Below are 12,364 nucleotides of genomic sequence, written 5' to 3'. Positions count from 1 at the left end.
ACGTTTGCTCACACTACTGTTTTTATGGCTGCGGCAGCCTCGCCGCAGCGAATTATTGCACCGTCAGCCGTAATGCGGCGGCGGTGGCGAACGGACACAACGTGGCGCTGGCGGCTAAAAACGCCGCCAGAATCGCCAGATAACCATCCACCGGCAGCCCGGCGGCGCCAGCCTGAATGGCGCCGGTGGCAAAAATAAGCAGCGGAACCGACAGCGGCAGCACCAGCAAACTCAGCAGAACTCCGCCGCGCCGCAGCCCGACCGTCAGGCCAACCCCCACCGCACCGAAAAAACTCAGCGTCGGCGTCCCCAGCAGCAGGGTCAACGCCAGTATGCCGGCATCGTGGGGTGCCATCCCCAGCAGCAGCGCCGCCAGCGGGGATACCACCAGCAGCGGCAGGCCGGTCATGACCCAATGGGCGAGCACCTTGACCAGTACCACCACCACCAGCGGTGTCGGCAGCAGCAGCAGTTGCTCAAGCGAACCGTCCTGCCAGTCGTCGCGAAACAGGCGGTCCATCACCAGCAGCGCCGCCAGCAGCGCGGCTACCCAGATGATGCCGGGCGCGATTTGCGTCAGCAGCTGCGGGTCGGCGCCAACGCCAAACGGAAACAGGGTGATCACCACCAGGAAAAACCACAGCGGATTGAGAATCTCTGCCCCGTTGCGCCATGCCAGGCGCATTTCGCGGGCAAACAGCGTCCCTGTCATGCGTTTCCCTCCCCCCCGACGCCGAGCCTTAACGTACGCAGCGCGCAGGCCAGCGGACGCAGGGGCTGATGGGTGGTGAGAATCGCGCTGCCGCCCGTCAACACATGCTGCTCCAGTCGACGACTTAAGGTCTCAATCGCCGACGCGTCGAGCGCGGTAAACGGCTCGTCGAGGATCCACAGCGTCGCCGACGTCAACCACAGGCGGGTCAACGCCACCCGCCGCTGCTGTCCGGCCGACAGCTGGCTCAGCGGGACATCTTCATAACCCGCCAGCCCCATTTCGGCCAGCGCCGCTTCTCGCGTCTGCTGCCGGGAGTGCGGGAAGAAGAAGTGCAAATTTTCGTCCGCGGTCAGCGCCGTTTTGACGCCGGGCTTATGCCCGAGCCACAGCAGCTGGCGATGAAACGCTTCGCGCACGCTCGCCAGCGGTTCGCCCTGCCAGCTCACCGTACCGCTTTCCGGACGCGCCAGGCCGCACAGCATCCGCAGCAGTGAGGTTTTCCCGGCGCCGTTATCGCCGGCCACCTGCAGGAGTTCACCTGGCCCGACCGTCAAGGTCAGCGCCTGGAACAGCACCCGGTCATCGAAGATGCCGCTCAGTCCTTGTGCATGCAGCATGAATGTACTCTCCTTGGTTCAGACCGCCGTTAGCGTCGACAATCCGTTCGGGATGCGCCACCCGGGCGGCGCATCCACGACGGTTACTGGCCGGAAACCGGCAGTTTCGAGATGTCGACGTTACCTGTCGCCTTCTCATCGCGCACGATCGACTTGTCCTTCCGCACTTTCGCCACATCGCTGGCGCTTACCGGCGGCGCGTTGTTCCCCCAGCTGGTGCGGATAAAGTTGACCACATCCGCCACCTGCTGGTCATCGAGACGCCAGCCGAACGAGGGCATGGTCAGATTAGAGACCGCATTTTTCACCGCCGGCGTGGTGCTGCCGGTGAGGATAATGTGGATGAGCGACGTCGCATCTTCGGTCTGCACAACCGGGTTGCCCTTCAGCGACGGGAAGGCGCGCTGGTAACCCACGCCATCGGTACGGTGGCAGGCCGCGCAGTTATCGACGTACAGCGCCGCGCCGGGCTTACTGTCATCGCCCTTCCACAGATCCTTCGCCACGCTGTCTTCTACCGGCGCGGGGGTCTGTTTTCCGCCACGCGGCGGCAGCGACTTCAGATAGCGGGCAATGGCGGTGATATCGTCATCAGAGAGATACTGCAGGCTGTGTTCCACAACATCGCTCATTCCCCCGAAGACCACGGACTTATCGTTACGCCCGGTTTTCAGGAACTCCGCCAGTTCGGCTTCGCTCCATGTGCCCAGGCCGTCGCGATTTTCGCCGCGCAGGCTGGAAGCGACCCAGCCGTCAATCGGCGCATTGCTGCCCGCCAGATAGTCGTCACCCTCGCTTTCGCTAAGCGCTTTTTCCTGCATCGTCAGGCTGCGCGGCGTGTGGCAGGCCCCACAGTGACCGAGCCCCTCGACCAGATAGCGCCCGCGTTCCAGCACCGGGTCGACCTGCGGATTCGCGACAAAATCAGCCGGCGTCGGAGCGAAGATCCCGCGCCAGAACGCCAGCGGCCAGCGCATTGACAGCGGCCACGGAATATCGCTATCGCGATTCGCCTCGGCCACCGGCGCCACCCCATGCATAAAGTAGGCGTACATCGCGCGCATATCCGCTTCGCTCACCCGAGCGAATGACGGGTACGGCATCGCCGGATAGAGGGTTGAGCCATCCTTGCGAACCCCTTTACGTACCGCATCGTCGAACTCCTCGAAGGTGTAGCCGCCGATGCCGTGGACGCTGTCCGGGGTAATGTTAGTGGAGTAAATCGTGCCAATTGGCGTCTCCATCGCCAGGCCGCCGGCAAAAGGTTTCCCCTCTTTACCGTTGGTGTGACAGGCCACGCAGTCCCCGGCCCGCGCCAGATACTCGCCCTGCTGAATCAAATTGCTGTCCGCGGGAGCCTCTTCGGCAAACGCCGCACAGCTTAACGCACCGAGCACCAGTGCCGATAACCATTGCATTTTCATCATTTGCCTTCCTTTATGCCTGCACCAGTGGACCCGGGTTTTTCAGGTACCGTTCACGGATCGCTTTTGCTGACCAGTAGGCCAGCGCGGCCACCGTCCCGGTCGGGTTATAGCCCAGGCCCTGCGGGAAGGCAGAGGCGCCGATAACAAAGACGTTGTGCACGTCCCAGCTTTGCAGATAGCGGTTCACCGCGCTGGTTTTCGGGTCTTCGCCCATCACCGCGCCGCCGTTCATATGGGTGGTCTGGTAGCTGGTGGTGTCAAAGTGGCTGTTGGCATTTTTCGGGCTGCCGAGCAGATATTTCGGCTTCATCGCTTTGGCGATCGGCGCCATCTTATCGAACATGAACTGCGCCATCTTGATGTCGTTTTCCTGCCAGTCAAAGGTCATGCGCAGCAGCGGCTGGCCGAAGACGTTTTTGTAGTTCGGGTCGAGATCGAGATAGTTCTGGCGATAGGACTGGTGCGCGCCGTGGGCGTCCATCGACAGATGATGGGTGTAGGTATCGGCAACCGCCGATTTCCACTTGCTGCCCCATGCCGGCGTCCCCGGAGGAACCGGTAGTCCGGAGACAGGCTTGGTCCCGGCCTGGTTGACCCAGAACGGCGAGCCGCCGACAAAGCCGGCCTCGGCATGGTCGAAGTTATCGGCGTTAAAGTCATCCACCCCGACACCGTTACCACCGGCGCCGATAAACGGGTTGGTAAAGGTATCCTTATCAAAAATAGCCTTGATGGTGGTCATATTCTGGTAGGCGAAGTTGCGGCCCACCACCCCTTCACCGGTTTGCGGATCGTAGGGTTTACCGATGCCGGAGAGCAGCATCAGGTGAACATTGTGGAACTGGAAGGCGCCGACAATCACCAAATCTGCCGGCTGCTCCATTTCGCGCCCCTGGCCGTCGACGTAGGTCACGCCGGTGGCGCGCTGCTTATCGGCGGTCAGATTGACCTTCAGAACATTAGCGTTGGTGCGCAGCTCAAAGCGCTTTTCCTGGCGCAGCGCGGGCAGGATGTTGACGTTCGGCGAGGCTTTGGAATACATGTAGCAGGCGTAGCCGCTGCAGTAGCCGCAGAAGTTGCACGGCCCCATCTGCGCGCCGTAAGGGTTGGTGTAGGAGTCCGAGGTATTCGCCGACGGCAGATTGTAGGGGTGGTAACCCACTTCCCGCGCCGCTTTCTCAAACAATTGCGCCGACCAGGTGTTTTTCTGTGCCGGCAGCGGGAAGTCGTCCGAACGATCCGGCGCAAAGGCGTTGCCGCCGCGCCCTTTGCCGACGACCTGCCCCTTCACCGACCAGGCGGTACCGGAGGTGCCAAAGACCTTTTCGGCCTTATCGAAGAAGGGCTCCAGCTCGTCGTAGGTGACGCCGAAATCCTGAATAATCATATCCTGCGGGATAAAACCTTTGCCGTAGCGCTCTTCATAGTGGCTGCGCATGCGCAGTTCTATCGGATCCACGCGGAAATGGACCCCGGACCAGTGCAGACCGGCGCCACCGACGCCGGTCCCCGGCAAAAAGGCCGCCAGCTGACGATACGGTACCGCCTGCTGGCTGGTGTTGTGACGAATAGTGACGGTGCTTTTCGACAGATCCTGGAACAACTTACGGCGAATATTGTAAGTCAGCTCGTCAACCACCTGCGGATAAGCACCGTCAGGCCAGGTATCGCGCATCGGGCCGCGCTCCAGCGCGACAACATTTAATCCGGCTTCGGTCAGCTCTTTGGCCATAATGGCGCCAACCCAGCCAAAGCCCACAATCGCGACGTCGGTTTTTTTCAGTACGGTGGCCATCGTTATGCCCTCTCCCCATTAATTGATACCGGCGGGAGGGGATAGCGTTCACCCCGTTCAACCCAGTCCATAAAGTCGGCGCGTGCGCCGGGAAAATTAATCAGCGTCCAGCCAACCATGCCTTTGTTACCGCCATGAATCGGATCGCTGAAGAAACCTTCGCGGGTGTTTTGCAGCAGATACGAGAAGAACAGCGAAGACGGCAGCTGTTTAAAGGCGGCGCTACCGGCTTCAAACTGGCTTAAGGCGGCATCCTGTTGTTCCGGGGTCAACCCGGCGAACGGCTGGTGATACTGGCCCTGGCACCATTCATCGGCGTCGGCAATTCCGAGGTTGTAAATCTGTTTGGGGACCAGCGGCAGCTGATAACCCATCTCTTTTGGCACATCGGGGTTAAACGGCCCCTGCATATACCAGATGGAACCGGTGGCATACGGAGTATTCATCTGACGGTCGATAAACTCCGGTACGCCGGCTTCACGTGCGCCCGGCCCCAGCTCATCGGCCGGAATGAGGCGCGCTACCGCGGCGTTGATAAATGCCCACTCGCGCTCGTTAAAAAACTGCGGTTTCCACTCGCCGGTGGTCGCGGAAGCGGATCCGGCGGCAGGGGCACTCTCCGCCGCCTGCGCGGTAGCGGCGGCGGCAACCGCGCCGACGCTGCCGCTACCGATCACGACCGTTGGTATCAAAGCCATTGATTTTACTAAAAAATCACGCCTCGAATTATTGGTTTTTTCGCTCGACATTTTCACATTCCTGTCAATTAAGTTACTGATTTTGTTATTACAAGCCCAGCAAACGCCGCTTTGGAACCGATTCCAGAAAGATGCCGCTTTAGCGGACCTGCTGGCACGACGCCATTAAGTCGTACAAAAAATAAATCGCCACTGGCGATGATGTTTATAGAGTTATCGTTTGGATATTAGTCGATTCTCATACGCCGTCATGAAAAAAAGGAAAATATCCCTTTTCATTTGCTAATCAGAACGCGTATTCAATATCCAGAGTGCAGAAATTGGGGGTGGAATCAGTTCCGGCACGGATCTGACCATCGCCTCAAAAAGAGTGACATGTGTCACAAATGTTGCTTTTTTGTTTATGGTACATGGCTGTCTTGCAGCGTGCAAACGTAAGATTCCGTAAAAAGTAGACAATTTGAGCGGTTAAATTTATTAATAACGGATATTAACCATATTTCGCGCCACGCTTATTCGCTGAGGGACAAGCAGGAATGACGGCGGCGATGAATTATTCGCCGCGACGGTGAAAAGCGGCCGAATATAGAATTACCGCAGGGAAATGGTTTCTTAACGGAATATTTTCATGGCGCCAGTATCACGCTATTTATTGCGCGGACGGCGCTATCGCTATCGCCGTCCGCCACAGACGTTCCGGCTTACGCTCGCGGGAAAATCCACAGATCGTTGACCGGGAAGGTCAGGTGACAATGCTCCGTATTGCGCAGCGATGAACCATAGGCGCGAATGGCGAAATCATCTCCCCGGGTACGGAACAGGTACTCCCAGCGGTCGCCGAGATACATGCTGGTTAACAGCGGTAGCTCCAGCATATTATCCTGGGGCGTCGCCCCAAGGCACAGACGCTCTACGCGGATCACCGCCGTCGCATCCTGCCCGACGTTGACCCGTCCGTCCGCCATCCCCCAGAGCGCCCAGCTTGCCCCTTCAATCCGCGCCCGTCCGTCCACCACATCGGTAATCTTACCGTGCAGGCGGTTATTGCTGCCCATGAACTCGGCGGCAAACAGCGTCGCCGGATTGCCGTACATCTCCTGCGGGGTCCCCTGCTGTTCAATCACGCCATTGTTGAGCAGCAGGATACGATCGGAAATCGCCATCGCTTCGTTCTGATCGTGCGTGACCATCAGCGCCGACAGCCCCAGTTTGATAATCAGCTCGCGTAGAAACACCCGCGCCTCTTCGCGTAATTTGGCGTCAAGGTTCGACAGCGGTTCATCAAGCAGGATAACCGGCGGGTTGTAGACCAGCGCCCGCCCAATCGCCACCCGCTGCTGCTGCCCTCCCGATAGCTGATGCGGATGGCGGTTGCCGAGGTGCCCCAGCCCCAGCTGATCGAGCACCGCCTGCACCCGCTGTTTCATTTCGCCAGAGGCGACTTTACGCAGCCTGAGCGGGTAGGCGACGTTCTCGAAAACCGTTTTGTGCGGCCACAGAGCATAGGACTGAAACACCAGACCAAGATTGCGCGCCTCGGCCGGAATTTCGCTGCGCGGATTGCCGTCATAGACCGTCTGCTTGCCGATAGCGATCCGCCCGCCGGTGGGCTTCTCCAGCCCGGCAACCGCGCGCAGCAAGGTGGTTTTCCCGCTGCCCGACGGCCCCAACAGCGACACCACTTCTCCCCGCTTCAGCGTCATCGACACCCCTTTCAGCACCGGATTGTCGCCATAGGTCAGATGCAAATTTTCTACTGATAATTCAATCATGTAATTTCACTCCAAAGCGCAGGGCGATACCCAACCCGACCACCACCAGCAGGATATTGATAAACGAGAGCGCGGCGACAATATCGATAGCTCCCGCAGCCCACAGCGAGACCAGCATCGAACCAATGGTCTCCGTTCCCGGCGAGAGCAGATAGACGCCGGTGGAATACTCACGCTCAAAGATCAGAAACATCAGCAGCCAGGAGCCAATCAGGCCGTAGCGCGACAGCGGCACCGTAACGTGGCGCGTGACCTGGCCCCGCGAGGCACCGTTGCTCCGGGCGGCTTCTTCCAGCTCCGGCGCCACCTGGAGCAGGGTTGAGGAGATTAACCGCAGCCCATAGGCCATCCACACGACGGTATAGGCCAGCCAGACGCTGAAAATGGTATTGCGCAACGCCCGCAGCTGCACAATCAAATGTTCGCGCAGCCAGTCGGCCACCGGCAGCGCGGAGAGCCAGCCGTTTTTCAGCGACTGATCCAGCCACATCGGCAGGAACAAAAACACCCACAGGAACGCCAGTCCGGCCAGCAGGCCCGGCACCGCACGCGGAACCAGCACGCTGTAGTCGAGAAAACGCGTGACATTGTCCGCTTTGCGATGCATCGCAATCCCGACAAACAGATAGCAGATCACCGCCAGCGCGCCGCCGAAAATACCGATGGCCATGGAGTTGACGATGGCCCGCAGCAGGTTCGGCTGCTGCCAGATATTACGGAAGGTCGCCAGCGAGAGTTCATCCCAGAGAGAAACCCCCACTCCCCAGTTGGAGATAAACGCCCGCATGGCCACGCCAATCAGCGGCACGCCGATAGTCACGGTCAGCCAGAAAACCACCACCCCACCGGCAACCCAGCGCCACTTGCCGAGCGGTAGCGCTCGCGCCTGCGACGCTTTGCCTTTCATGGTCACAAACCGATTGGCCGTGCGCATCAGACGACGCTGCAACATGACCAGTGGAATAGTGATACAGATAAGCACGACCGCCACCGCCGCCATCAGATGATAGGAGGGCGTACCGAGTTTATTGGTGAGTTTATACAGGTAGGTGGCCAGCACCATGTTGCCTTCCGGGTCTCCCAGCACCAGCATCAGACCAAACACTTCGAGGCCGAGGAAAAACAGCAGCACGCAGGCATAGAGAATGGACGGACGGACCATCGGCAGGCTGACCGAGGTCATCACCTGAAGCGGAGATGCCCCCACGGTCCGCGCCGCCTCTTCGACATCCGAACCGACGCTACGCAGCGCGGAGGAGATATAGAGATAGGCGTGCGGGACGTGGGTCAGCCCGGCAATCACCACAATGCTGAACATGGAGTAGATATTCCACGGCACAAACCCCAGCAGTTGCTCTGCCCATTGCGAGAAAAACCCGACCGGTCCGGCCGCCACCACATAGCCAAAAGCCAGTACCATCGGAGAAACAAAAATCGGCACCAGAATCAGCGGTTCAATAAACCGACGCCCGGGCAAATCAGTACGCACCATTAAGAACGCGAGGATCCCGCCCAGCGGTATCGCAATCAGCACCAGCCCCACCGCCAGAATAAAACCGGACTTCAGCGCGAGATAAAAGTCAGGGTCGGTAAAAATAAACTCAAAGGCCCCGAGGCTGAATTCTTTGCTGCGGGCAAAAAACGGAGCGGAAAGAAAGCTCTGCACCACGATAAATAACAGCGGGATATAAATCACTAATGCCGTTATCACTACCACGATGCCGCGCGGTAGCCCCTGCCACTTTCTGCGTATTACATTCATAGCTTATCCCTTTGGTCAGGCGCGGAGTACAAACCAGACGGGTGTTGAAAACCGGGAATACCCGGCGCGAAAAGGCGGCGCATCCGATGATGCACCTCCTGGCAGGTATTATTTTGCGGCGGCGGTACGCCATTGTTTGATAAATTCCAGACGTTTTTTCGGTTCCAGATATTCCAGCAACGTTTCATCAACCGGAATCGGCTTCAGCGCGTTACCCAACATTTTAGTCATTCCGTCGATATCATTTTTGCCTTCAATATCGTTACGAATAGAGGGAATATCCGCCTGATTAGCCAGAATACTCTGCCCTTTTTCCGACAGGACATAATCGAACCACAGTCTGGCGGCATTCGGGTGTGCGGATTCCTGGGTAATAAACGAGACCCGCGACAATACCAGCACGTAATCTTTTGGATATGAAATCCCCAATGACGGATCGGTTTTCGCCCGCGCCTCGGCGTAGGAGCCGAGAATGTTATAGCCCAGCAGGTTTTCACCCGAGGAGACCCTCTCCATCATGGTGCCGGTTGAGGACTGCACGGTCAGGCCGCCTTTCGCCATCCCGGCCAGATCGGCGAAATAGTTAGCGTCGGCTTTGCTGTCCTGTACCGCCAGCATGAAGCCCAGTCCCGATTTCTCAATATCGTAGGTGGTCACTTTGCCTTTGAATTTATCCGCCTGCGCGGTAACCAGTTTTGCCAGCGCGGTGTGTGAATCCGGGACATCCCCCTGCGGAATCAAGCGTTTGTTATAGATAAAGACCACCGGTTCATAGGTGGTTCCATAGGCTTTTTGCTGCCACACCGCCCATTTCGGCAGCTTGCTCAGTTCAGGAGAGGCGTACTTTTCGGCATAATCCGTCGCCAGTTTTAGCGCCGTATCCATCGATGAACTCCAGACGACATCGCCGCTCCCGCCGCCCGCCGCCTGCTCGCTGATATAGCGGTTATAGAGTTCGGTACTGTTCATATCGTTATATTCAACTTTGATCCCAGGGTACTGCGCCTCGAACCCTTTAATTAACGGGCCTGCGGCTTTGGTATCCGTCGTCGAATAGATGACGACCTTGCCCTCTTTCCCCCCGGCATCAACCACTTTTTGATAATCAGCCGGGTAACCCTGGGGTAATTCTGCCAGAACGGAACAGGAGAAGACTGTCGTCAGTGAAACCACTAAACCACCAATTTTCCTATACATAAAACCAACCCTTAATTATCATTTATTAAACACAAATTTAACATATAGCGAGACATCAGGACCTTGCAATGACGGGGGGTGTTTTTTTCCGGCTTTTGTGACGCTGGCGTAATTTAAATAAACGGGCGCCAACGGCGGTCAAAAATTGAGGAATATGGCGAAGAATATTTCCCCACGCCCGGAAACAAATATTAAGACAACCTTAAGAATCAGCTGAGATGTTGATAAAACGGGGGCAGTGCCTTCCCTGTAAGGAATGGCTGCAGGCCAGAATTGACCTGCAGAAGGGCAATTTTCCGCCACTAAATGGCGTTGCGGGAAATAATACGGGCGGTATGGCTAACAGCAGAAAAAGGGGGTCGGGAAAATTCAGGCCGGGAGGAGACGGCCCGGTGATGATTCAACATCACTCTCGCGGCCAGACCCGGGGAAACAGCGGAGAGACCAGCGCCTCGCCATCTTTCAGCGTCAGCTCCGGGAACGGCGGCGAGGTGACGCCGCCGCGATCGGCGAAGGTGGCGTCATCCCCGACCCAGCGAGCGGAAAAGACCCGTCGCGCGCGCGCGGTCGCATTGCCCCTCGCGCCGTGCAGCGTCCGGTAATGAAAGGCGACCGCATCTCCCGGCTCCAGCGCCCAGCTGACAATATCGTAATCATCCTGATGCGCATCAATATCCGGCAGCTCTTTAAAACGGCTGTGCGCGTAGAGCTTTGAGCCGTTAAAACGGGTTGGGCTGTACTCGTCGCCCCAGCGGTGGGAGCCGCGGATGCAGCGCAGCGAGATCGCTTCCGCCACCGGGTCCAGCGGGATCCAGAAGCTGACGTTTTGCTGCCCGTCGACGCAATAATAGGGCTGATCGTGATGCCAGGGCGTCACCGTGCTGCCGCCGGGCGGCTTCACCAGCGTATGTTCATGGAAAAACGTTGCCGTCTTCGATTGCATCAGCGCAGCGGCGATTTCCGCCGCCGGCGAATGCAGGACAAAGCGTTCAAAGTCAGGGATTCGCGACCAGTTACAATAATCCTGAAAAAACGGGGCGGAGCCATCTTTCGGCACCACCGTGCGGGCGTGGCCATACTCGCTGGGGTTGGCCATCAGCTCCGCGACGCCGGCGGCCAGGCTTTCAATCCACGGCCTGAACACCCCCTTCAGCAACACGACGCCATCCTGCTGATAGCTGTCGATGGTCTGCGAATCAATATGTGGGTCACGCTGATTTTGCATAGCTAACCTTCCTGTGTGGAGAGATGAGGTGGCAGGAGGTGACCCTGGCAGGGCCAGCTATTTAGCCACCGCGAATGGAACCCCTACAGGTTATTTAATCTGCCATCACAGGTAAATTATTATAAAACGAGTCGCTGAATAGAAAATTACGAGCCTTAATGGCAGTGGAAAAATAAATAAGCCTGAGGTGATCGCAGGCTTATTTATTCAAAAATGTGCGGGGGTTAATTCAATACTGCGGCAATAGTCCATAAACAGTTGCGTCGGTCGGGTCGGTTCATTATTGGCAAGATGCGCCATAATTAATGTCGACGCGGGCATATCATCTTCAATATCTAATTGCACCAGTCTCTCGCCGTCATAGGTCATATCGCACAACGGCCGGGTGACTAATACCGAAAACCCCAGTCCCTGTCCCACCATACAGCGCACCATTTCGATGGAGGGTGAACTGTAGGCGACTTCAGGGTGATAGCCCTTCTCTTTAAATATGGTGATGAAATAATTCTTGCTGGGCACCGCATCGAGCAAAATCATCGGCTCATGGCTGAGCTCCTGCAAGGTGACGCTATTTTTCTGCGCTAATGGATGGCTGGCCGGCAGCAGCGCATAGGGTTTATGCGGCGCATTCAGCATCTCTTTATTAACCGAATGGCCTAATTCCAGATCGTAGACCAGCGCCAGGTCGAAGCGCCCGCGATGCAGACCGTGCATTAACTCATGCTGTTCGCCGTCATACAGCTGGAGGGTGATGTCGGGGTACATTTTTTTAAACCCGGCGACCAGCTTTGGCATGTACAGCGGCGCGACGGACTCAAAGCAGCCGACGGAAATCGTCCCGGAAACCAGCTCTTTATCGGCGCGGGAGTTTTGTTCAAACTCATAGGAGAGCCGCAGCAGCTCTTTTGCTTTCTCATAAAAGCGCCTTCCGCAGGAGGTCAGCGAGACGCCCTGGGCGTGATGGCGAATAAACAGCTGCTGCTCAAAAGTGCTTTCAAGGTTTTTAATGGCAATCGAGATCGACGGCTGGGCAATATGGAGCTGCCGGGAGGCTTCAGCAATACTCTCGGTCTCTACAACGGTGACGAAGTATTTAAGTTGTTTGAGCGTGAATCGCGTCATAGCCTTACCCTTTACGAAATATTGTCACAAGCGG

10 protein-coding genes are annotated in these 12,364 nt (G+C 57.5%); all 10 read right to left on the bottom strand.

All coding sequences use genetic code 11. The features are described 5' to 3' along the window. Positions 1-52: 52 nt before the first annotated feature. Positions 53-712 carry a heme exporter protein CcmB gene (gene ccmB, locus GRPL_RS10485; protein WP_032699596.1) on the bottom strand — a complete coding sequence of 220 codons (660 nt, stop codon included), beginning with the start codon at positions 710-712 and terminating at the stop codon, positions 53-55. After that, positions 709-1,332 carry a cytochrome c biogenesis heme-transporting ATPase CcmA gene (gene ccmA, locus GRPL_RS10490; RefSeq protein WP_032699594.1) on the bottom strand — a complete coding sequence of 208 codons (624 nt, stop codon included), beginning with the start codon at positions 1,330-1,332 and terminating at the stop codon, positions 709-711. Before ccmA ends, ccmB begins: the two co-directional genes overlap by 4 nt. Before the next feature lie 83 nt (positions 1,333-1,415). Further along, entirely contained in the window at positions 1,416-2,759 is a 1,344-nt protein-coding gene (locus tag GRPL_RS10495; RefSeq protein ID WP_162180089.1) for a cytochrome c, read from the bottom strand. A gap of 10 nt (positions 2,760-2,769) precedes the next feature. After that, positions 2,770-4,554: a GMC family oxidoreductase gene (locus GRPL_RS10500; RefSeq protein ID WP_032697326.1), complete on the bottom strand. Its 1,785-nt coding sequence runs from the start codon at positions 4,552-4,554 to the stop codon at positions 2,770-2,772. Positions 4,555-4,556: 2 nt separating this feature from the next. Further along, on the bottom strand, positions 4,557-5,303 hold the full coding sequence (locus tag GRPL_RS10505) for a gluconate 2-dehydrogenase subunit 3 family protein (RefSeq protein ID WP_032687216.1): 747 nt from the start codon (positions 5,301-5,303) through the stop codon (positions 4,557-4,559). 650 nt (positions 5,304-5,953) lie between these two features. Then, the gene (locus GRPL_RS10510) at positions 5,954-7,024 is read right to left on the bottom strand and encodes an ABC transporter ATP-binding protein (protein ID WP_032687215.1); all 1,071 of its coding nucleotides are present in this window, start codon (positions 7,022-7,024) and stop codon (positions 5,954-5,956) included. Beyond that, on the bottom strand, positions 7,017-8,786 hold the full coding sequence (locus tag GRPL_RS10515; protein ID WP_032687214.1) for an ABC transporter permease: 1,770 nt from the start codon (positions 8,784-8,786) through the stop codon (positions 7,017-7,019). The genes GRPL_RS10510 and GRPL_RS10515 overlap by 8 nt, the downstream gene beginning before the upstream one ends. A 108-nt stretch (positions 8,787-8,894) precedes the next feature. Next, the gene (locus GRPL_RS10520; protein WP_032699592.1) at positions 8,895-9,983 is read right to left on the bottom strand and encodes an ABC transporter substrate-binding protein; all 1,089 of its coding nucleotides are present in this window, start codon (positions 9,981-9,983) and stop codon (positions 8,895-8,897) included. A gap of 406 nt (positions 9,984-10,389) precedes the next feature. Further along, complete coding sequence (locus GRPL_RS10525; protein ID WP_032699590.1) at positions 10,390-11,208, bottom strand: phytanoyl-CoA dioxygenase family protein; 819 nt, start codon at positions 11,206-11,208, stop codon at positions 10,390-10,392. A gap of 207 nt (positions 11,209-11,415) precedes the next feature. Beyond that, positions 11,416-12,330 (bottom strand): LysR family transcriptional regulator, encoded by a 915-nt coding sequence (locus tag GRPL_RS10530; RefSeq protein WP_032687211.1) that lies wholly within the window; start codon positions 12,328-12,330, stop codon positions 11,416-11,418. Between the last annotated feature and the right edge of the window lie 34 nt (positions 12,331-12,364).

This window comes from Klebsiella planticola ATCC 33531, from assembly GCF_000735435.1.
GTDB lineage: Bacteria > Pseudomonadota > Gammaproteobacteria > Enterobacterales > Enterobacteriaceae > Klebsiella > Klebsiella planticola.
This window is presented reverse-complemented; position numbering and strand designations above follow the sequence as displayed.